General features: G+C 69.2%; 17 protein-coding genes and 3 pseudogenes. 10 read left to right on the top strand and 10 right to left on the bottom strand.

Features of this window, described 5'->3' with window-relative positions; genetic code table 11:
• Window positions 1–86: 86 nt before the first annotated feature.
• From LRS10_RS04135 to LRS10_RS04120, 5 genes are all read right to left on the bottom strand, one after another.
• Entirely contained in the window at window positions 87–1,001 is a 915-nt protein-coding gene (locus tag LRS10_RS04135) for an SDR family oxidoreductase (RefSeq protein WP_257836139.1), read from the bottom strand.
• Between the two features lie 64 nt (window positions 1,002–1,065).
• A complete protein-coding gene (locus LRS10_RS04130) occupies window positions 1,066–1,890 on the bottom strand; it encodes a DUF72 domain-containing protein (RefSeq protein WP_257836138.1) in 825 nt (274 codons plus the stop codon).
• A 120-nt stretch (window positions 1,891–2,010) separates the two neighbouring features.
• Window positions 2,011–2,766 (bottom strand): M28 family metallopeptidase, encoded by a 756-nt coding sequence (locus LRS10_RS24315; protein ID WP_308237911.1) that lies wholly within the window; start codon window positions 2,764–2,766, stop codon window positions 2,011–2,013.
• Window positions 2,732–3,676, bottom strand: a complete 945-nt coding sequence (locus LRS10_RS24310; protein WP_308237910.1) for a PA domain-containing protein — start codon at window positions 3,674–3,676, stop codon at window positions 2,732–2,734. Before LRS10_RS24310 ends, LRS10_RS24315 begins: the two co-directional genes overlap by 35 nt.
• Before the next feature lie 71 nt (window positions 3,677–3,747).
• Window positions 3,748–4,527: a TetR/AcrR family transcriptional regulator gene (locus tag LRS10_RS04120; RefSeq protein WP_257836137.1), complete on the bottom strand. Its 780-nt coding sequence runs from the start codon at window positions 4,525–4,527 to the stop codon at window positions 3,748–3,750.
• Between the two features lie 186 nt (window positions 4,528–4,713).
• On the opposite strand from LRS10_RS04120, the gene LRS10_RS04115 reads away from it, so the two are divergent.
• From LRS10_RS04115 to LRS10_RS04090, 7 genes and pseudogenes are all read left to right on the top strand, one after another.
• Window positions 4,714–6,195, top strand: coding sequence for an efflux transporter outer membrane subunit (locus tag LRS10_RS04115; RefSeq protein WP_257836136.1), 1,482 nt, complete (start codon window positions 4,714–4,716; stop codon window positions 6,193–6,195).
• Window positions 6,192–6,473 (top strand): annotated as a pseudogene (locus tag LRS10_RS24305) (efflux RND transporter periplasmic adaptor subunit); the annotation flags it as partial. The gene LRS10_RS04115 and the pseudogene LRS10_RS24305, both read left to right, overlap by 4 nt.
• 209 nt (window positions 6,474–6,682) lie before the next feature.
• The gene (locus LRS10_RS04110; RefSeq protein ID WP_257836135.1) at window positions 6,683–7,300 is read left to right on the top strand and encodes an efflux RND transporter periplasmic adaptor subunit; all 618 of its coding nucleotides are present in this window, start codon (window positions 6,683–6,685) and stop codon (window positions 7,298–7,300) included.
• A pseudogene (locus LRS10_RS04105) lies at window positions 7,297–10,439 on the top strand (efflux RND transporter permease subunit). Before LRS10_RS04110 ends, LRS10_RS04105 begins: the two are co-directional and overlap by 4 nt.
• 27 nt (window positions 10,440–10,466) lie before the next feature.
• A complete protein-coding gene (locus tag LRS10_RS04100) occupies window positions 10,467–11,465 on the top strand; it encodes a glutathione S-transferase family protein (RefSeq protein WP_257836134.1) in 999 nt (332 codons plus the stop codon).
• A 62-nt stretch (window positions 11,466–11,527) separates the two neighbouring features.
• On the top strand, window positions 11,528–12,424 hold the full coding sequence (locus LRS10_RS04095; protein WP_257836133.1) for a hypothetical protein: 897 nt from the start codon (window positions 11,528–11,530) through the stop codon (window positions 12,422–12,424).
• 59 nt (window positions 12,425–12,483) lie between these two features.
• Entirely contained in the window at window positions 12,484–13,572 is a 1,089-nt protein-coding gene (locus tag LRS10_RS04090; protein WP_257836132.1) for an alkaline phosphatase family protein, read from the top strand.
• Here the strand turns inward: LRS10_RS04090 and LRS10_RS04085 are convergent.
• Window positions 13,569–14,549: a threonine/serine dehydratase gene (locus LRS10_RS04085; RefSeq protein WP_257836131.1), complete on the bottom strand. Its 981-nt coding sequence runs from the start codon at window positions 14,547–14,549 to the stop codon at window positions 13,569–13,571. The two genes, LRS10_RS04090 and LRS10_RS04085, sit on opposite strands and share 4 nt — an antisense overlap.
• Window positions 14,546–14,965 (bottom strand): VOC family protein, encoded by a 420-nt coding sequence (locus LRS10_RS04080; protein WP_257836130.1) that lies wholly within the window; start codon window positions 14,963–14,965, stop codon window positions 14,546–14,548. The genes LRS10_RS04085 and LRS10_RS04080 overlap by 4 nt, the downstream gene beginning before the upstream one ends.
• Window positions 14,966–15,107: 142 nt before the next feature.
• Here LRS10_RS04080 and LRS10_RS04075 point away from each other — a divergent pair.
• Together LRS10_RS04075 and LRS10_RS04070 are read left to right on the top strand one after the other, a co-directional pair.
• Window positions 15,108–16,395: pseudogene (locus LRS10_RS04075) on the top strand (adenylosuccinate synthase).
• 85 nt (window positions 16,396–16,480) lie between these two features.
• Window positions 16,481–17,293 carry a two-component system response regulator gene (locus LRS10_RS04070; RefSeq protein WP_257836129.1) on the top strand — a complete coding sequence of 271 codons (813 nt, stop codon included), beginning with the start codon at window positions 16,481–16,483 and terminating at the stop codon, window positions 17,291–17,293.
• A gap of 42 nt (window positions 17,294–17,335) precedes the next feature.
• Here the strand turns inward: LRS10_RS04070 and rpoH are convergent, their stop codons facing one another.
• A complete protein-coding gene (rpoH, locus tag LRS10_RS04065) occupies window positions 17,336–18,223 on the bottom strand; it encodes an RNA polymerase sigma factor RpoH (protein ID WP_257836128.1) in 888 nt (295 codons plus the stop codon).
• 341 nt (window positions 18,224–18,564) lie between these two features.
• Between rpoH and LRS10_RS04060 the strand changes: the two genes are divergently transcribed.
• Window positions 18,565–19,041, top strand: coding sequence for a VOC family protein (locus tag LRS10_RS04060; RefSeq protein WP_257836127.1), 477 nt, complete (start codon window positions 18,565–18,567; stop codon window positions 19,039–19,041).
• Here the strand turns inward: LRS10_RS04060 and LRS10_RS04055 are convergent.
• Complete coding sequence (locus tag LRS10_RS04055) at window positions 19,038–20,027, bottom strand: RluA family pseudouridine synthase (RefSeq protein ID WP_257836126.1); 990 nt, start codon at window positions 20,025–20,027, stop codon at window positions 19,038–19,040. The two genes, LRS10_RS04060 and LRS10_RS04055, sit on opposite strands and share 4 nt — an antisense overlap.
• Window positions 20,017–20,334 (bottom strand): ferritin family protein, encoded by a 318-nt coding sequence (locus LRS10_RS04050; RefSeq protein WP_257836125.1) that lies wholly within the window; start codon window positions 20,332–20,334, stop codon window positions 20,017–20,019. The genes LRS10_RS04055 and LRS10_RS04050 overlap by 11 nt, the downstream gene beginning before the upstream one ends.
• Window positions 20,335–20,348 lie beyond the last annotated feature (14 nt).

Here is a 20,348-nt window from a genome sequence, read left to right as displayed (position 1 = left end):
GTGACGCGTACGGAACTCCACCCCGAAAGTGACGGGCGTCATTCTCGCGATCGATTCCAATGTCGGCAAGGGCTTAAGCAGCGTCATCATACCGTTCTTTGGGCGCGGTCCTTTTCGTTGGTGGCGCGGATCGCATTGCGGGCCTGCTCCCACTCGGCGTCGCCCCAGGAGGCGAGGCGGGCGAAGCCGCCGCCGCCCTGCAGGTGGGAGCCGCCGTCGATCGCGATGGTCTGGCCGTTCACATAGGCCGACAGCGGGTGCAGCAGGTACACGGCGAGGTTGGCCAGTTCGCGCATCTCGCCGTTGCGGCCCAGCGGGATCATCGGGTCCTTGTCCTCGGCCATCGCGCCGCCGCTGGGGTTGAGGCGGGCGCTCATCCCCTCGGTCGGGAAGGGGCCGGGGGCGATGGCGTTGAAGCGGACGCCGCGGTTGCCCCACTCGACCGCCAGCGACTGGGTCATGACGTTGAGGCCGGCCTTCGACATGGCCGAGGGCACCGTGAACGGCCCGCCGTGCCAGACCCAGGTCGTGAGAATCGAGACGACCGAGGCGGGCTTGCCCTCGGCGAGCCAGCGCTTGCCGGCGTCGAGGGTGACGAAGAACGAGCCGCGAAACACGATGTTCGCGATAGCGTCGAAGCCCTTCGGCGTCAGGTCCTCGGTTCGGCTGATGAAGTTGCCGGCGGCGTTGTTGACGAGGCCGGTGAGCGCGCCGCCCGCCCAGATCTCGTCCATCGCCTCGTGGATGGCCTCCGGCACACGGATGTCGCAGGCCTGGCCGATGCAGCGGCCGCCGGCGTCGCCGTGAAGGTCCATAAGCTCCTTGGCGGCGTCCTCAATGACATTGCCGCGCCGGCCCCAGATGTAGACGTCCGCGCCCAGCATCAGGCAGGCCTCCGCCATCACCTTGCCCAAGCCTGTCCCGCCGCCGGTGATCAGCACCCGCTGGCCCTTCATCAGGCCCGGCCGGAACATCAGGTCTTCGGCGGTGAAGTGGGTCATGGCGGCCTCCCAATCCTTGTTTGATGGAAGTGGGCCGCCCTGACGCCGCGTCGGTCAACCGCGCTTAGAGGTCCTGGGGTTTGAAGTCAGGATCGACGCGCTTGATGAACTCCATGGCGGCGGCCGGGGCGCGCACCTTCCCCTCATGGATGACGAAGGCGTAGACGTCGCGCGGTTCTTCCGGCGGGCCGGTGCGGTCGAGCGGCTGGAAGTCGCCGGGCACGCCGCCTTGCGCATAGGCCCGGAACCGGTCCGCCCATTCGTCGAGGACGGGCGCCTCATAGCCGGTGGGGATCTCGTCGTTTGCGGACAGCAGGCGCAGATAGACGAAGTCGGCGGTGACGTCCGGGATGAAGGGGTAGTTCTCGTTCTCGGAGTTGCAGATCGCCACGTTCCGATCCCGGCAGAGGCCGACGAACTTGGCGTCCGCGAAACTGGCGTTGCGCACCTCGACCACGTGCTTCAGCCCCAGGCCTTCGAGGTGGCGGGGCAAGAGGTCGAGCCAAGCGGCGAACTCGTCGTAGTCGAACTTCTTGGTGGGTGCGAACTGCCAGAGGATGGGACCCAGCCGGTCGCCGAGCTCGGTCAGGCCCTGGCCCAGGAAGATGTCCATGCTGCCCTTGCCGTCCGACAGCACCTTGCGGTTGGTGCAGAACCGGCTGGCCTTCACCGCGAACTTGAAGCCGTCCGGCGTGGCGGCGCGCCACTTGGCCCAGTTGTCGGGCTTGAAGCTGGAATAGTAGGTGCCGTTGATCTCGATGGCGGTGAGATGGCGCGACGCATAGGCCAGCTCGTCGGCGTGCTTCAGCCCCTTGGGATAGAAGACGCCGCGCCAGGGCTCGAACGTCCAGCCCCCGATCCCGCAGCGGATCCTGCCCTCGCCGGCCATGGCTCGCCTCCCTCCAAGGAACGAGATTCTAGCTAATGCCGAACGGTGAAGTTCTCAAGATGTTCTGATATCGTCTCCTCTCCCCTCCCGCTTCGCGGGGGGAGAGGAGTTCGAGAGCGCCTATTTCCGCTGCGCCTTGGTGGCGTCGCGGGTGGCCTTGAACTCGGCCCCCTGCTTCCATTCGGGCCAGCGGCCGGAGTTCGCGAGCTCGGAGCCCAGCTCGTAGAAGACCGAGAGCTCCTGGATCACGCCGGACATGTCCCAGTTCGGGTCGAACTCGTCGGCCGGCTGGTGGTACTTGTCCTTGGTGTAGGCCTCGGAGGCGGCCTTGCCGGCTTCCTTGCCGCCCTTCTCCAGGTCCTGGCCGGCGCCGAACGAGATCGCGGGGACGCCGCGCTTGGCGAAGGGGAAGTGGTCCGAGCGGTAGAAGCTGCCGGCCTGCGGGTTGGGGTCCGGGCTGAAGGTCATGCCGTACTTGGCGGCGACCTTGATCATATCGTCCTGCAGGGTGAGCGGCGCGTTGCCCGACATGGTGATGTCCTTGGCGCGACCCAGGAAGTTCATGCCGTCCATATTGAGCACGCCGACGGTGGTGGCGAGCGGGTAGAGGGGATTGTCGGCATAGTACTCCGAGCCCAGCAGCCCCTTCTCCTCGGCCGTGACCGCCAGGAACATCACCGAACGCTCCGGCCGGGGACCTTTGGCGAAGGCCCGGCCGAGTTCGACCAGCGCCGCCGTGCCCGAGGCGTTGTCGAGGGCGCCGTTGTAGATGGTGTCGCCCCGCGCGTCGGGCGCGCCGACGCCCAGATGGTCCCAGTGGGCGGTGTAGACGACGCGCTCCTCAGGGCGCTTGGAGCCCGGCACGACGCCGACCACGTTCTTGGAGACGACCTTCTGGGCGTCGATCGCGTAGTCCGTGGAAAGGGTGACGCCCTTCAGCTCGACCGGCTTGAACTCTCGCGTCTGCGCCTGCTTCTTCAGGGGTCTCGAAGTCAAGGCCGGCAGCCTTGAGGAGGGCCACGGCGTTGTCGCGCTGGACCCAGCCTTCCAGCGGCGCATGGGCCTCGGACGGGTTCTTGCGGATGACGTCGAAGATCTCGTTGGTGTTGGAGTTCTTGACGGTGTTCCAGCCGTAGGAGGCCGGGGCGGTCTCGTGGATCACCAGGAATCCGACGGCGCCCTGCCGCGCGGCCTCCTCGTACTTGTAGGTCCAGCGGCCGTAGTAGGTCATGGCCTTGCCGCCGAAGTCGCCCTCGCCGGTTTCGAAGTCGGGGTCGTTGACGAGGACGAGGGCGATCTTGCCCTTCAGGTCCATGCCCTTGAAGTCGTCCCAGTTGCGCTCGGGGGCCTTCACGCCATAGCCGGCGAAGACGATCGGCACGTCCTTCAGCGTCAGGCGGTCGATCCCGGTCTGGGCGGCGCGGATGGCGATCTGCTCGCCCTGCGTCCAGGTTTCGGTCTTGCCGGCGGCGTTCACCGAGACGTTCACCGGGCCCTTGGTCGCGAAGCGCGCCAGGGGGACGTCCTGGGTGTACGCGCGCCCGCCGCCGGGAAGCCGATCGCCGGCCGGCTGGACGCCCGCGGCCTTGAGCTGCTGGATCAGGTAGGCGACGGTCTTCTCCTCGCCCTTCGAGGCCGGAGCGCGGCCTTCGAAATCGTCGGCCGACAGGATGCGGATATCTTCCTTGATCCGGGCGCCGTCCAGCGCCGGAGCGCCCGCCGGGGCGGCGATGGAAGCGGTGGCGAACGCCGCGGCGGCGGCGGCGCAGAGCAGAAGCGTCTTCAAGACTGGAACTCGGGTCTGGTTGAAGGTGGCGCGAGCCTAATCACGCCGGACGCCGCTCGGCTAGCGCCCGCCTAGGCGTTTGCCCCCCGTCGCGCGATGAACGCGCCGATTCCGTCCAGGACGACCTGCAGACCCTGCTCGAAACGCTCGCCCGGGTCCTTCGCGTGATGACGCTGTTCTCGCCTGGCCTGCGCCAGCCGCAGCATCTGCGGGTAACGGTCGGGGTCCAGGCGCTCCTGCAGGGCGGGTTCGACCGCGGCCAGCCACTCCTCGTCGGACAGGCTGTCCTGCTGAGCGGCGCTGCGGGCCTTGCGCGCCTCGTGCAGCGCGCCTTCGATGAAATTGCGGAGCACGTCCACCGCCAGGCCCTTCTCAAGCGTGCCGAGGCCGGCCTGGTCGAGGGCGGCCATGACGCTCTCGATGCGGATCAGAAGGTTGGGTCCAAGCGGCGGCCGGTGCAGCGCCAGCTCCAGCAGCCAGGGGTGCTGCTTGGCCAGGTTCCACCGGGCCCGGGCCATGAAGGCCAGGGCCTCGCGCCAGTCCAAACCGGGCGGCGCCATCTCGCCCTCGCCGAGCACGCGGTCGAACATCAGGGCCAGCAGCTCGTTCTTGGACCGCACATAGGTGTAGATCGCCATCGGGGAGACGCCGACGGCCTGGGCCACGCTGCGCATGGAGATCGCCGACAGGCCCTCGCGATCGGCCAGGCTTATCGCCGCCGCGACCACGTCCTGGGTCGAGAACCGTGGCTTCGGACCTCGCTTCCCCGGCTCGTGCGCACCCCACAACAGCTCAATGCTGCGCCGGGGATCGTCGTCCCCGGAGTGCTGCTTGGGATGTTCCTTGGCCATGCCGCTCCAGTTGTTTCGCAACTAACACTTTACATCATACGGCATTTGCGGCAAACGGCGGTCCGCACGGGGTTCGATAGAAACTCCGGCGGGGACGTGACGAACAGGACCGCGAACGCGAACGGCGAGGATTGCGCCGGGCGCTCAAACTTTGTTCAACCAACGCCGGTCTTCTCCCCGGGACCCATGATCCAGATGCGCTCCGCAGCTTCCCTCGGCGTCCCGCTGGCCGGCCTGGCCGCCCTGTCGCTGGGCGCCCTGTCCCTGGCCGCCTGCACAACGCCGCGTCCCGCCGACGTGCGCCTGCCCGGCGCCTACGAGGCGCCCGCCGACGCCGCGCCCGCCGGCGCGATCGCCCTCGACCAATGGTGGACCGCCTATGGCGACCCGCAGCTCACCGAGCTCGTGCAACAGGCCCTGGTGCGCAACACCGACGTGCAGTTGGCCGCCGCCAGGCTCCGCGAAATCCGCGCCCAACGCACGAGCGTGATCCTGCAATACCTTCCTCAGGGGGATGCCAGGGGCACGGCCAGCCGCACCGAGACGGACCAGCTGTCGGGCACGCGGGTGGACATCCCGGGCTTTTCCACGAGCGGGACCAGCGAACGCTACACAGCCGACCTGAACGTCAGCTGGGAAATCGACCTGTTCGGCCGCTCCTTCGCCGCCGGCCGCGCCGCCAACGCGGAAGTGGCGGCGGCGCGGTTCGCCTATGAGGGCACCCGCGCCGCCATCGCCGCCCAGACCGCCGACGCTTACTTCCAGGCCCGCGGCCTCGCCATCCAGCTGGCCGACGCGCAGGAGACGGCGCGGATCGCCCGCGAACTCTACGATCTGGCCTCGAAGCGGGGGTCGCTGGGCCTGTCGGCGACGTCGGAAGCCGACCGGCTGGCCGGCGATCTGTCGCGCGCCGAGGGTTCCATCGCCTCGCTCGAGGCCGAGCTGCAGGTCCAGAAGCGTGCGCTCCTGATCCTGGCAGGGCGCGTGGTGGAGCCGACCGCCAGCGTGACCGCGCCGCCTCGGGTGGGCGAGGCGCCGCCGATCCCGGCGTCGCTGCCCAGCGAGCTGCTGCAGCGCCGGCCGGACGTGCGCGAGGCGCAGCAGCGGGTGCGCTCGGCTGCCGGCCAGCAGCAGCTGGCGGCGCTGGCCTTCTTCCCGACCTTCACCTTCACGCCGGGTATCGGCTGGTCGCGCCAGGAGCAGCCCGGCTTCTCGTCCGAAAGCCAGAGCTGGACGATCGGCGGCAGCGTGCTGCAGCCGGTGCTGTCGATCCCCCGCCTGCTGGCCGAGCTGAAGGTGCAGAACGCCCGCACCGACCAGGCGGTGACCCAGTACGAGAAGACGGTGCGCACCGCCTTCCAGGAGGCGGAAAGCTCGCTGGTTCGCCTCGACGCCGAGCGCCGGCGGGTCGAGCTGCTGGTGGAGGGCGAGGCGCGGGCGCGCTGGGCCTTCGAAGCCTCGCGGCTGGGATACCAGCGCGGCCTGACCGACCTCAACACCCTGCTGAACAACGAAACCGCATGGCGGGCCACCCGGACGCAGCTGACCTCGGCCCAGGTCCAGGCGCTGCGACAGTCCGTGCAGGCCTACAAGGCCATCGGCGGCGGCTGGCCGGCCCAGGCCTATGCCGACGCCCGCCCGCGGGCCGCCGCAACGACCGCGCAATGAGAGACGGGATGCGACTGAAGCTCACCCTGAAGATCCTGCCGCTCTGCGCCGTGTTGGCGCTGGCCGCCTGCGGCAAGCCCGAGCCCGCGCCGAAGGCCGAGGACAAGGCCCGCAGCGTCAGCGTCGTGCGCCTCGAGGCGCGGCCGATCGCCGGCTCCGTGAGCGGTTCGGGCGACCTGATCCCGCGCGAAGAGGCGGCCGTCGCCTCCGAGATCACCGGCTTCCGCGTGCTGCGGGTGATGGCCGATGTGGGCGACTACGTCCGGGCCGGCCAGACGCTGGTGCAGCTCGATCCCGCCCTGCTGCAAGGCCAGATCGCCCAGGCCGAAGCCCAGGCGGCCCAGGCCGAGGATCAGGCGCGGCGGGTGCAGGGCCTCGACGACCAGGGCGTGCTGGCCCAGGAGCAGATCGCCCAGCGCAGGTTCCAGGCCCAGGCTGCCCGCGCGCGCAGCTGCAGGACCTTCGGACGCGACTCCGGAAGACCGCTGTGGTCGCGCCGGTGTCCGGCGTCATCCTCGAACGCACCGTGCGGCCCGGCGACCTGGCGGGCGGCGGTGGCACGCCGTGGTTCCGCATCGCCCGGGACGGCCAGGTCGAGCTCTCGGCCGACCTTAGCGAGGACGTCCTCGCGCGCATCCGGCCGGGCCAGACCGCGACGGTGACCCTGCCGAGCGGCGTGCAGGCGCAAGGGCGCGTGCGCATCGTCAGCCCGCAGATCGATCCGCAGACCAAGCTTGGCGAAGTGCGCGTCACCCTGCCGGTGCGCAGCGATATCCGCGCCGGCGGCTTCGGCCAGGCGGTGTTCGAAGACGTGTCCGCCTCGGTGCTCGCGCTTCCGGAGTCGGCGATCCGCTACGACGCCAACGGCGCCAGCGTGATGGTCGTGGGCGCCGACAATCGCGTTCGCCGCGTGCCGGTGCAGACGGGTCAGCGCGGCTCCGGGCTCGTGCAGATCGTGCGCGGGCCTGAGGCCGGCGCCCGTGTCGTGCAGAACGCCGCCGCCTTCCTGCTGGACGGCGACAAGGTGCAGCCCGTCGAGGGCGGCCAGGCCGCCGCCCAAGCTCAGGCGCCGGCGCGTCCGGCCACGGCGGGCGCCAAGCGATGAGCGACCCCCACCACCACGGCCCGCCGGGCAGCGGCAGCTTCGCCATCTCGGCCTGGGCGATCCGCAATCCCGTTCCAGTCACCCTGCTGTTCATCGGCCTGCTGATCTCGGGGATGCTCTCGTACTCCCGGCTGCCGGTGAAGCAGTTCCCGAACATCCAGTTCCCCGTCGTGGCCGTGACCGTCACCCAGTCCGGGGCCGCGCCGGGCGAGATGGAGACCCAGATCACGCGCCCGGTCGAGGACGCCATCGCCGGCATCACCGGCGTCGACAACGTGCAGTCGGTGGTGACCCAGGGCGTCTCCACAACCTCGATCCAGTTCAACATGGGCGAGGACCTGCAGAAGAAGACCGACGAGGTCCGGGCCAAGATCGATCAGACGCGGATGATCCTGCCGCGCGACATCGACGAGCCGCAGATCACCCAGGTCGAGATCGACAGCGCCTTCCCGATCATCACCTACGCCGTGGCCGCGCCGGCCATGTCGGACGAGCAGCTGTCGTGGTTCGTCGACGACACGATCAGCCGGGAGCTGCAGACCGCCAAGGGCGTGGCGCAGGTGACCCGCGTCGGCGGGGTGGCCCGCGAGATCAATGTGGTCATCGATCCCATGCGCCTGGCCGCTCGCGGTCTGACCGCCTCGCAGGTGAACCAGGCGCTCTCCGGGTTTCAGCTCGATGCGCCGGGGGGCGGCTCGAGGTGGGCGGCCGCGAGCAGACGGTGCGCGTGCTCGGCTCGGTCGAGACGGTGGCCCAGCTGCGCAACATGACGATCCCGACGGGGACCGGCGGCTATGTTCGCCTGTCGGACGTGGCCGAGATCGGCGACGGCGCCTCCGAACCGCGCGGCTTCGCGCGCCTCAACGGCCAGCCGGTGGTGGGTTTCCAGGTCGCCAAGACCAAGGAAGCCTCCGACGTCGACACCGAGGACGCGGTGAACGTCAAGCTCGAGCAGATGGAGAAGACCTATCCGGGCGTGACCTTCACCAAGATCTACGCCTCGGTGGACGAGACGCGGGACAACTTCCGCGCCACCCAGCACGTGCTTCTGGAAGGCATGGTGCTGGCCGCGCTGGTGGTGCTGCTGTTCCTGCGGGACTGGCGCGCGACGCTGATCTCGGTGGTGGCCATGCCCATCTCCCTGATCCCGACCTTCTTCGTGATGGACATCGCCGGGTTCTCGCTGAACCTCGTCACCCTGCTGGCGCTGACCCTGGTCATCGGCATCCTCGTCGACGATGCGATCGTCGAGATCGAGAACATCGAAAAGCGGGTGGCCCAGGGCGTGCGGCCCTATCAGGCCGCGCTGCAGGGCGCCGACGCCATCGGCCTCGCGGTGGTGGCGACCACCTTCGCCATCGTGGTGGTGTTCACCCCGGTCAGCTTCATGCCGGGCATCCCGGGCCAATTCTTCAAGGAGTTCGGCCTGACCGTCTCGGTGGCGGTGCTGTTCTCCCTGCTGGTCGCCCGCCTGATCACGCCGCTGATGGCGGCCTACTTCCTGAAGCCCGCCACCAAGCCCCACGCCCGCAAGCCCTTCGAGGGCTTCTACCGCAACGCCCTGGAATGGGCGCTGGCGCACCGGATCATCTCGGCGGTGGCCGGCCTGGTGCTGTTCATCGCCTCCGTGGCGCTGGTGGGCCTGCTGCCGCAGGGTTTCCAGCCGGCCGGGGACCCCGACTACATCTACGTCAACGTCCAGGGCCCCCCCCGGCGCCACCCTCCAGGACATGGAGGAGGCGACCCAGGCCGTCACCCGCGTGATGAAGGCCCAGCCGGAGGTGACCGACGTCTTCACCCAGGTGGGTTCGACGGTTGCGAACTTCGGCCCCGGCGGGGGCCAGGCGCGAGCGACGTGCGCTCGGGCACCATCACGGTCCTGCTGAGGTCCAAGCGCGACGTCAGCGGCAATGAGCTGAAGGACCGGGTGCGGGCGCAGATCGCCGCCATCCCGGACGTTCGCCTGAACTTCCTGAGCTTCGACGGCTCGTCCGGCTTCCAGCAGGTGCTGACCGGCCAGGATCCGGACAAGCTGGCGGCCGCCGCCCTGGCCCTTGAGCAGCAGATGCGCGCGGTCGACATCGTGAAGGACCCGCGCCCGGCGAACCCGCCGGTGGGACCCGAAGTGGTCATCCGTCCGCGCCCGGACGAGGCGGCGCGCCTCGGGGTCTCGGTCGCCACGATCGCCCAGGCGGCGCGCGTGGCGACCGTCGGCGACATCGACGCCAACGTGCCCAAGCTGAACGAGGGCGAGCGGCGGATCCCGATCCGCATCCGGCTGCCCGAGACCGCTCGCGCGGACATCGAGCAGATCCGCCAACTGCGGCTGCCGACTGCGACCGGTGGCGTGACGACCCTGGGCGCCGTGGCCGACGTGGACTTCCAGGCCGGCCCGGCCCGCATCGACCGACTGAACCGCATGCGCCAGGTGACCATCCAGGCCGAGCTGGGGGACGGCGTCGAGCTGGGCGAGGCGACCAAGGCGGTGCACGACCTGCCGATCATGAAGAACCTGCCCGAAGGCGTGAAGCCGGGCGCCATCGGCGACGCCGAGGCCATGCAGGAGATGTTCGGGGGCTTCGTGGTGGCCTTCGCCACCGCCGTCTTCCTGATGTTCGCGGTGCTGGTGCTGCTCTTCAAGAGCTTCTTCAAGCCGATCGTCATCCTAGCGGCCCTGCCGCTGGCCGTCGGCGGGGCGTTCATCGGCCTGCTGATCTTCAATCTCTCGCTGTCGATCCCCTCGCTGATCGGCTTCCTGATGCTGATGGGCCTGGCGGCGAAGAACTCGATCCTGCTGGTCGAGTACGCCATCGAACGCGAACGCGAGGGCATGAGCCAGCACGACGCCCTGATCGACGCCTGCCGGGAGCGGGCGCGGCCGATCGTGATGACGACGGTCGCCATGGCCGCGGGCATGCTGCCCACCGCGATGGCGCTCGAGAAGGGCGCCGAGTTCCGCCAGCCGATGGCGGTGGCGGTGATCGGCGGCCTGATCACCTCGACGCTGCTGTCGCTGGTGCTGGTGCCGGTGGTCTATCGCTTCGTGGACGATTTCGAGAACTGGATCCGGCCCAGGGCCGCCAAGCTGATCACCCCGCGCGAGGAGCCGCCGCGACTGGCGCCGGAGGATCGGCTTTAGGCGGAAGCGAATACGGAGGACCGAGGCATGTCGGAGTACCTGCTCTACGGCGGACTGGGGTCCCCTTATTCGATGAAGATGCGGGCGGTGCTGCGCTACCGCCGGCTGCCGCACCGCTGGATCCAGGTCGGCCGGCCCGAACAGATGGCCGAGCTGTTCGCCAGGGTGAAGGCGCCGGTCATCCCGGTGCTGGTCTTTCCCGACGGCGGGGTGATGAACGACTCGACGCCGCTGATCCGGGAGCTGGAGCGGCGGCATGCGGATGATCGCGGCGTCGTTCCGGCCGACGAGGCGCAGGCCTTCCTCGCGTTCCTGCTCGAGGACATGGCCGACGAGTGGGGCACGAAGGCGATGTTCCACTACCGCTGGTTCCGCGAGCGGGACCAGGCGCAGATGAGCCGGTGGCTGGCGTTCGACCGCCTGAAGGGCCAGGGCCGCGGTGCGATCCAGGCCGCCGCCGACGCCTTCCGCGAGCGCCAGGTCGGCCGGATGGCCCTGGTCGGCTGCACGCCGGAGAACGCGCCCGTCATCGAGGCCACGACCGAGCGCATCTTCGCGATCTTCGATGATCTCGCGGCGGACGAGGCCTTCCTGTTCGGCACGCGGCCGTCGCTGGCCGATTTCGGCTGGTACGGCCAGCTCTCGCAGCTCGCCACAGACCCGACGCCGCACGACCTCATGCGAGAGCGCGCGCCGCTGCTGATGCGGTGGCTGCTCAACATCGACGATGCGAGCGGCGTGGACGGCGAGTGGCAGGAGCCCGGCGCCGCCGCCCGTCGACTGCTGGGCCTAGCGGGCGAGGTCTATCTGCCGTTCCTGCGCGCCAACGCCGAGGCCGTCGCGGCCGGCCGCGACGTGTTCGAAGTGGAGTTGCTGGGCCGGCCGTACAGCCAGGGCGTGTTCAGGTATCAGGCGAAGTGCCTGGCTGAACTGCGGGCAGCCTATGCGGCGCTCTCGCCCGAAGGGCGCGGCATCGTCGACCCCGAGTTCGATCTGGCCGGACTGGACCGCAGCCTGCTCAGCTAGGCTGTTCAATCGGCGGTTCCGGCGCCTATGCTCCCGCAACCACGGATGTCAGGGGGCGACACATGGCCGGGTTCTCGATCGATGCTGCGCTGAAATCCGGATTCGCCCTGGCGCGGCGCGACTGGAAGGCGATCCTGGTGTGGGGCGCCGGCTACATGCTGCTGACCGTGGCGATGCAGGTGCTTCAGCTGACGCTGCTGGGCGCGGCGGTCCCGGGCTACTTCCAGACGCTGCTCGAGGATCCGGCGGCCGCAGGCGTCATGGCGGAACAAGCCCCGCCCGCCGTCTGGCTGCTTACCGCGCCGCTGATGCTGATCCTCGGGGGCGCCGGGGTCGTGCTCTTCTATGGCGCGGTCTGCCGGGCGCTGCTGCGGCCGGAGCAGCGCGGCTTCTTCTACGTGAAGTTCGGACGCGGCGAGCTTTGGATGTTTCTGACCGCGTTGGCCTTGTGCGCGCTGGCGCTTCTCGCAGTCCTGCCGATCAGCTTCGGCTTCTTCACGCTCCTCGACCTCCTTGGCGGCGGACAGGGGCGCTATCCCCTCGCAGGCGTGCTTCTGGCCATCCCAGCCACGCTTGCATACGTCTACATCGCAGCCCGGTTCAGCCTGGCGTGGGTGCAGGCCTGGGACGAGGAGCGGTTCGTGCTGCTCGACGCGTGGCGGCTCACGCGCGGGCAGGGCTGGCGCATCGTCCTGACCATCCTGGCTCTGATCTTCCTGATGCTGATCATCTGGGCGGTCGTGTTGATCCCCCTGGCCATCGTCGCCGGCATCGTGCTTGGCGTGGCCGAAATGTCGGGGGGCGGAGCCGCCATGGTGGTCACTTCGCTGCTCGCGCTCGGCGGACTGGTCTTCTTCACCGTCTTCGCCGGCGTGATCTATACGGCGATGGCTGCGCCCTACGTCGACATCTACCGCGCGCTGAAGGCCGGTGCGGCCGACGCCTCGGCGGCCGGCTGAAACCGTCATCGATCCGTGCCGCAGCCGCGCTAACCAGGCGCGGGCGGAGGGAGAACTCCATGCGGCGCATCATCACGTTCCTGGCGGCGGTCGTCGCGCTGACCGCTGTGGCGCTCGGCTCGACGGCGCGGGCGGCCGACGACCGGCGGCTGGTGCTGGTGACGCTGGACGGGCTGCCCTGGCAGGAGGTCTTCCACGGCGCAGACCGCGAGCGCGCGGCGAACCGCGACTTCGTCCATGAGATCGACGACGTGCGCCGCCGGTTCGTAACGCCGGCGGACCGCGCGGCGGCGCTCATGCCGTTCCTCAACGGCGTGGTCGCGCGGGACGGCGTGCTGATCGGCGACCGGGATCACGGCAGCTGCGCGAAGGTCTCGAACGAGATGTGGTTCTCGTATCCGGGCTACAACGAGATCCTCACCGGCAAGCCTGATCCGCGAATCCGGTCGAACGAGCATGGGCCCAACGCCAACGTGAGCTTCCTGGAGTGGGTGAACCGGCGCCCGGGGTTCCGCGGCAAGGTGCGGGCGCTTGGCTCTTGGGATCACTTCGAGGACATCATCAACGCAGGCCGCAGCGGCGTTCCGGTGAACGACGGTTGGGACGACCTGCCGGCGCGGACCCCTGCCGAGGCCAGGCTCGCGGATTTCGCCCGATGGAGCCCCCGGCTGTGGCCGACGGTGCGCCTCGACGCCATCACCCACGGCTATGCGCTGGAGACGCTGAAGCGCGACAAGCCGCGGGTGCTGTTCGTGTCATATGGCGAGACCGACGACTTCGCTCATGAGGGCCGCTACGACATGATGCTCGACGCCGCCCAGCGCACCGACGGCTACATCGCGGAGCTGTGGCGGACGCTGCAGGCGGACCCCGCCTATCGCGGCAAGACGACGCTGATCGTCACCACCGACCACGGCCGCGGCGAGGGCGCGCCCGACGCGTGGAAGCACCACGGCAAGCCGCTTCACAAAGGCTCGGACGCCATCTGGATCGGCGCCATCGGGCGGGGCGTGGCGGCGGGGGCGAAGCCGGAGGGCTGCGTTTCGCAAAGCCAGATCGCGGCCACGGCGCTGACCGTGTTGGGCGAGGACTGGACGGCGTTCGATCCGCAGGCCGGCCAGCCGCTGCCGATCCTGACGGGGCGCTAGAGCTCGCCGCGGAGGATCCGGGCGAACTGCTCAGGATCGACGTTGCCGCCGGACAGGATGAGCGCCACGGTCGTCCCGCCGAAGGTGTCGAGCTTGCCCGCCAGGAGGGCGGCCAGGCTGACGGCGCCGCCAGGCTCGACCACCAGCTTCAGGGTCTGGAAGGCGTAACGCATCGCCTCGGTCACCTCGGCGTCGGTGACGAGCGCCACGTCGGCGACGTGCTGCTTCATGATCGGGAAGGTGATGTCGCCGACGAAGGGGCTCTCCAGCGCATCGCACAGCGAGCGGCCCGTGGCCTTCTGCACCACGATCTCGCCCTTCCGGAGGGACTTCAGCGCATCGTCGAAGCCGGCGGGCTCGATGCCGACGATCGCGGTCTTTGGCGAGAGCGCCTTCACGGCGGTCGCGACGCCGGAGATCAGGCCGCCGCCGCTGACGCCCGTCGCGACCACGTCGAGGCTCGCGCCCATCGCCTCGGCCTGACGGACCAGTTCGAGGCCGGCCGTGCCTTGGCCCGCGACGATGTGCGGGTCGTCGAAGGCCGGGACCACGACCGAGCCGCGCTCTTCCGAGATCTTCGCGGCGATCGCTTCGCGGCTCTCGGTCAGGCGGTCGTAGAACATCACTTCGGCGCCGTAGCCGCGGGTCCCCGCCACCTTGATGGCCGGGGCGTCCTTCGGCATGACGATCACGGCGGGGACACCCAGCAGCTGGGCGGCGAGCGCCACGCCCTGGGCGTGGTTGCCGGACGAGAAGGCCACCACGCCGCGGCGGCGCTCGTCTTCGGTGAGCTGGACCAGCCGGTTGTAGGCGCCGCGGAACTTAAAGGCGCCGACCCGCTGCAGGGTCTCGGGCTTGATCAGCACGCGCAGGCCAAGGCGGTCGTTCAGCGCCGGGCTCTCGATCAGCGGGGTCTCGACCGCGACGCCCTTCAGCCGGCTGGCGGCGGCCTCGATGTCCTGGAGGGTGACCGTCACTTGGCGAAGACCATGGCGTCGTCGGCGAAGGCCTTGAACTCCAGCGCATTGCCCGAGGGGTCGAGGAAGAACATGGTCGCCTGCTCGCCGGGCTGACCCTTGAAGCGGATCTGCGGTTCGATGATGAACTTCACGCCGGCGGAGACCAGCTTCTCGGACAGCTCATGCCATTCCGGCAGGGGCAGGATCACGCCAAAGTGGCGGACCGGCACGTCCTCGCCGTCGACGGCGTTCGTAGACCTGTGGCCGATCTCGCCCGGCGCGAGGTGAGCAACGATCTGATGGCCGTGGAAATCAAAGTCGATCCACTCGGGGCTGGAACGGCCCTCGGGGCACCCGAGCAAGCCCCCGTAGAAGGCGCGAGCCTCTTCGAGATCGCGGACGGGGAAGGCGAGGTGGAAGCGCGGGATGTCCATGAAGGCGGGTGATAGCGCCGGGGCGCCTTGAGGGCGAGGGCCACTTGGTCTAAACGGGCGCCGCAATCGATCCCCGCCCCCCGCCGAGCACCTGTCGAAGGGCCGGGAGGCGTTTCTCCGGGCAGGTGGAAGGATCGTACCCATGGCCAATGTGACGGTGATCGGCGCCCCAGTGGGGCGACGAGGGCAAGGGCAAGCTGGTGGACTGGCTGTCCAATCGCGCCGACGTGGTCGTGCGCTTCCAGGGCGGCCATAACGCCGGCCACACGCTCGTGGTGGGCGACCAGGTGTACAAGCTGTCGCTGCTGCCCTCAGGCGTGGTGCAGGGCAAGCTGTCGATCATCGGCAACGGCGTGGTCGTCGATCCCTGGCACCTGCTGAAGGAGATCGCGACGCTGGGCGAGCAGGGCGTGAAGATCACGCCGGAACTGCTGGTCCTGGCCGACAACGCGTGCCTCATCCTGCCGCTGCATCGGGACCTCGACCAGGCGCGGGAAGCCGCTGCGGTGAACAAGATCGGCACCACCGGCCGCGGCATCGGCCCGGCCTATGAGGACAAGGTGGGCCGCCGGGCGATCCGCGTCGCGGACCTCGCCGACCGCGCGGCGCTCGAGGCCAAGATCGACCGCCTGCTGGCGCACCACACGCCGCTGCGGCGGGGCCTGGGCCTCCCGGAATACGACGGCGCCGCCCTGCTGGCAGAGCTGGAGGAGATGGCGCCGAAGATCCTGCCCTTCGCGCGTCCTGCGTGGCTGATGCTCGACGAGGTGGTGAAGAAGGGCCGACGGGTCCTGTTCGAAGGCGCGCAAGGGGCGCTGCTGGACGTCGACCACGGCACCTATCCGTATGTGACCTCGTCGAACACGGTGGCCGGCCAGGCGGCTGCGGGCTCGGGTCTGGGGCCGAAAGGGCCGGGCTATGTGCTGGGCATCGTGAAGGCCTACACCACTCGCGTCGGCGAAGGGCCGTTCCCGACCGAGCTCAAGGACGAGGTCGGACAGCACCTGGGCACGGTCGGCAGGGAGTTCGGCACGGTGACCGGGCGCTCGCGCCGTTGCGGCTGGTTCGACGCGGCGCTGGTGCGCCAGTCGGTGGCGCTGAACGGCATCGCGGGCATCGCGCTGACCAAGCTCGACGTCCTGGACGGGCTGCCGAAGCTGAAGATCTGCACCGGCTACGCGCTGAACGGCGAGCCCGTCGGCTACCTGCCGGCGGGCCTGAAGGCGCAGGGCCAGCTGACGCCCGTCTACGAGGAGATGGAGGGCTGGAGCGAGACCACGCAGGGCGCCAGGTCCTGGAAGGACCTGCCGGCCAATGCCGTGAAGTACGTCCGGCGGATCGAGGAGCTGATCGGCGCGCCGGTGGCCCTGCTGTCGACGAGTCCGGAGCGGGACGACACCATCCTCATGCGGGATCCCTTCCAGGACTAGGGAGCCCAGACGGATCGCCGCAGCACGGCGTTCGATCTGAGTTCCTTTACGCAAGCGTCGTAAGCGAGGGGCTGAAGAGGTCTCCGTGTTCGACGACGACAAGAGAACGATCCGGCGGATGGCTCCGCACCTGCAAAGGGTGCTGATCGTCGATCCGCAGGCGACGAGCGCCGCGATGATCGGCGAGGCGATGCGCAACATCGCCCGCTCGCAGACCTGGATCGCCACGACGCCGGAACGCGGCCTGAAGCTGTGCGAACAGGTCGACCCGCAGATCGTCTTCGTCGAGCTGACCTTCGCCAAGACCACCGGCGTGGAGTTCACCAAGAAGCTGCGACGCAGCCAGTTCGGGGCCCGCAAGGTCCCGGTGATCATGGTGACCGGCACGGCGACGGCCGCCAGCATCCTGGCCGCCCGCGACGCCGGCGTGCACGAGTTCCTGCGCCGGCCTTTCACGATGAAGGACCTGCTGCGGCGGCTGGAGGCGGTGACGCTGCGCCAGCGCGACTGGATCGAGGCGGTGGGCTACGTCGGCCCGGACCGGCGACGGTTCAACTCGGGCGATTACACGGGCCCGCTGAAGCGGCGCACCGACAGCCGCCAGACCCCTGACGCCGCCCGGCTGGCTCAGGCCCTGAAGATTCTGCGTTCGGCCGTGGCGTCGTTCGACACCGATCCGGCGCAGGCGACCCGGGCCATCGAGACGCAGGTGCAAGCGATCCAGAAGGCGGCAACGGCCGCGGCCGACCTGAAGCTGACCACCGCGGCGGCCGAGCTCGCCCGCTACATGGTGACGTGCAAGAAGGCCGGCGTGCCGCTCAAGGGGCCGGAAGTGGCCAAGCACGCCGCATCCCTCCTGGCTTACATGCCGAGGGAAGAGGTCATCATCGCGGCCTGATCCTCTCCCCCCCACGTGCAGCAAGAGGGGAGAGGCGAGAGATCAGGCGTCGACCAAGTTCCGCTCTTCGGCGGCGGCGCGCATCGACTTCTGCAGCTTCTCGAAGGCGCGCACCTCGATCTGACGCACGCGCTCGCGGCTGACCCCGTACTGCGAGGCGAGCTCTTCCAGGGTGGTGGGCTCGTCCTTCAGGCGGCGCTCGGTGAGGATGTGCCGCTCACGGTCGGTGAGCTCGGTCATCGCCTCTTCGAGCAGGCTCATGCGCAGGTTCTTCTCCTGCGTGTCGGCGATCACGCTCTCCTGCGAGGGCGTCTGATCGTCGACCAACCAGTCCTGCCATTCGCTCTCGCTGTCCGAACGCAGCGGCGAGTTCAGCGAGGCGTCGCCGCCGGACAGCCGACGGTTCATCGACACGACTTCCTCGTCCAGCACGCCCAGCTTGGTGGCGATCTGGCTGACCTGGTCGGGGCGAAGGTCGCCCTCCTGCAGGGCGGCGATCTCGGACTTGGCCTTCCGCAGGTTGAAGAACAGCTTCTTCTGCGCCGCGGTGGTTCCCATCTTCACGAGGCTCCAGGACCGCAGGATGTATTCCTGGATCGAGGCGCGGATCCACCACATGGCGTAGGTCGCAAGGCGGAAGCCCTTGTCCGGGTCGAACTTCTTCACCGCCTGCATCAGGCCGACGTTGCCTTCGGAGATCACCTCGCCGATGGGCAGGCCGTAGCCGCGGTAGCCCATGGCGATCTTCGCCACGAGACGCAGGTGGCTGGTCACCAGGCGGTGCGCCGCCTCGGGGTCCTGGTGCTCGGTCCACCGCTTGGCCAGCATGAACTCCTCGTCCTTGGCCAGCATCGGGAATTTGCGGATTTCGGAAAGATACCGGCTGAGGCCGCCTTCCGGCGACATGACGGCAAGCGCGTTCGCGGCCATGGAATATCCCCTCTCGGATGCGGACCTCAGGCCGCGCGCCAACCCGACGCGCAAAGGACCATCGCCCCCTCCAACCTTTCAGATAGGTACGAAGTTTCGAGGAAGCTAGGCCGTGGGAGAAGGCCCAGAAAGTCCGACTGCTCTAGTGGGGCATTATGTACGCCTCGACTTGGGCGTCATCAAGGCAGGCTTTCTCACATGCGGTGTTAGCGAAGCTCGCAGCGGCGGCGTTTTCACCGAGAGGCTGTCGGCTTCGACCTGCCCCGATCGTCCTGTGCTCGAAGGCGGCGCTGGTCCCGAAGATAGGGTCTCGTCGGCCGCACGCAACCGGAGGACGGAAGATGCCGAAGATCACCAACTGCCTGTGGTTCGACCGCGACGCCGGCGAGGCCGCCGAGTTCTATTGCGCGATCTTCCCCAACTCGAAGATCACCGAGACGTCGTACTATCCGGAAGGTCTGCCGGGCGACCGCGCGGGGCAGGTGCTGACGGTGGCTTTCGAACTGGACGGCACGCCCTTCACCGGCCTGAACGGCGGTCCGGAGTTCAAGTTCGACGAGGCGATCAGCTTCCAGATCGAGTGCCACACCCAGGCGGAGGTCGACCGCTACTGGGACGCCCTGCTGGGCGGCGGCGGCCAGGAGAGCCAGTGCGGCTGGCTGAAGGACCGCTTCGGCGTCTCGTGGCAGGTGGTTCCGGTGCAGCTCAGCCGGCTGATGAGCAGCCCCGACAAGGCGGCCGCGAACCGGGTCGCGGCGGCCATGATGCAGATGGTCAAGCTGGACATCGCCAAGCTCGAGGCCGCAGCGGCGGGCTAGAGCCGGCCCAGCAGCGCTTCCAGCCGGGCCATGTCCTCGGGGAGCGGGCTTTCGAAGCGCAGCGTCTCGCCCGTGACGGGGTGGCGGAAGCCGAGGACGGCCGCGTGGAGGGCCTGGCGGCCGAGGCCGGCTTCGCGGATGGCCGCGCGCACGACCTCGGCCGGGGGGCCGGAGCCGTAGACGGGATCGCCGAGGCACGGCGTCCCTTTCGACGCCAGGTGCACGCGGATCTGATGCGTGCGGCCGGTTTCCAGCCGGCAGGCGACGCGGCCCGCCAGCGGCCTCTCCTGCGGACCGAAGGTGCGCTCGACCGCGTAGTGCGTGATCGCGTGGCGGCCGCCGGTCTTCACCATCGCCATCTTCTTGCGGTCGTTCGTCGAGCGGGCGATGGCGCCCTCGATCGTGCCCTTCAGCGGATGCGGCGCGCCGCGGGTCAGCGCGATGTAAAGGCGCTCGATGTCGTGGGCGGCGAAGAGCGCGGAGAGGCCCTGGTGCGCGGCGTCGGTCTTGGCGACGACGACGACGCCTGACGTCTCCTTGTCGATACGATGGACGATGCCCGGGCGGGCGACGCCGCCGATGCCCGACAGGGTGTCGCCGCAATGGTGCAGCAGGGCGTTGACGAGGGTGCCGGTCTCGCTGCCGGGCGCCGGGTGCATCGCCACGCCCGGCGGCTTGTCGATCACGACCAGGTCCGCGTCTTCGTAGAGAACCGTGAGCGGGATCGCCTCGGGCTGCGGCTCGGCGGGCTCGGGCGGCGGCACCTCGACCGTGTAGGCGCCGGCGCGGGCCTTCAGCTTGCCGTCCGGCACGGGGGCGTCGCCGAAGGTCACGCGACCCTCGGCGATCAGCGCCTGCAGGCGGGCGCGGGACAGCTCCGGGAGCAGCCCCGCCAGCACCTTGTCGATGCGCTCGCCCGCGGCGTGCTCCGGAACCTCGACGGTCCGGAGTTCGCCTTCGACGGCGACGTCGTCCTCAGAGGCCATGCTTCTCGCTGGCGCCCTCCTCGTGGCCGGCGATGGAGCCTTCCTTGAAGAGGTATTCCGAGAACTGCTCGTGCGCTTCCTCGTCGTTACGGCGCAGCCACTCCAGCACCATCGCCGCGTGCTCCAGCTCCTCGCGCGCGTTGTGCAGCAGGATCTTCTTCAGCTCCTCGTCGTCGCAGTCGTCGGCGCGCTGCCGGTACCAGTCGACGGCCTCCAGCTCCTCGATGATCGAGGTGATCGCGTAGTGCTTGTTGAGGGTGTCGCGCGACAGCTTCTCGCGCGGGACGTGGAGGCCTTCCTTCGACATCGATTGTCATGCTC

Origin of the sequence: Phenylobacterium sp. J426, assembly GCF_024699945.1 — a bacterium.
Taxonomy (GTDB): domain Bacteria; phylum Pseudomonadota; class Alphaproteobacteria; order Caulobacterales; family Caulobacteraceae; genus Phenylobacterium.
Note: the sequence above shows the minus strand (reverse complement) of the source record. Positions and strands in the feature narration are given on the sequence as shown.

Coding starts and splice junctions, on each gene's coding strand:
- LRS10_RS04055 (WP_257836126.1), bottom strand. CDS start 20,027: ATGGCCTCTGAGGACGACGTCGCCGTCGAAGGCGAACTCCGGACCGTC.
- rpoH (WP_257836128.1), bottom strand. CDS start 18,223: ATGGCCGCGAACGCGCTTGCCGTCATGTCGCCGGAAGGCGGCCTCAGC.
- LRS10_RS04130 (WP_257836138.1), bottom strand. CDS start 1,890: ATGGCCGGCGAGGGCAGGATCCGCTGCGGGATCGGGGGCTGGACGTTC.
- LRS10_RS04135 (WP_257836139.1), bottom strand. CDS start 1,001: ATGACCCACTTCACCGCCGAAGACCTGATGTTCCGGCCGGGCCTGATG.
- LRS10_RS04090 (WP_257836132.1), top strand. CDS start 12,484: ATGCGGCGCATCATCACGTTCCTGGCGGCGGTCGTCGCGCTGACCGCT.
- LRS10_RS04095 (WP_257836133.1), top strand. CDS start 11,528: ATGGCCGGGTTCTCGATCGATGCTGCGCTGAAATCCGGATTCGCCCTG.
- LRS10_RS04050 (WP_257836125.1), bottom strand. CDS start 20,334: ATGTCGAAGGAAGGCCTCCACGTCCCGCGCGAGAAGCTGTCGCGCGAC.
- LRS10_RS04115 (WP_257836136.1), top strand. CDS start 4,714: ATGATCCAGATGCGCTCCGCAGCTTCCCTCGGCGTCCCGCTGGCCGGC.
- LRS10_RS04120 (WP_257836137.1), bottom strand. CDS start 4,527: ATGGCCAAGGAACATCCCAAGCAGCACTCCGGGGACGACGATCCCCGG.
- LRS10_RS04080 (WP_257836130.1), bottom strand. CDS start 14,965: ATGGACATCCCGCGCTTCCACCTCGCCTTCCCCGTCCGCGATCTCGAA.
- LRS10_RS04060 (WP_257836127.1), top strand. CDS start 18,565: ATGCCGAAGATCACCAACTGCCTGTGGTTCGACCGCGACGCCGGCGAG.
- LRS10_RS04100 (WP_257836134.1), top strand. CDS start 10,467: ATGTCGGAGTACCTGCTCTACGGCGGACTGGGGTCCCCTTATTCGATG.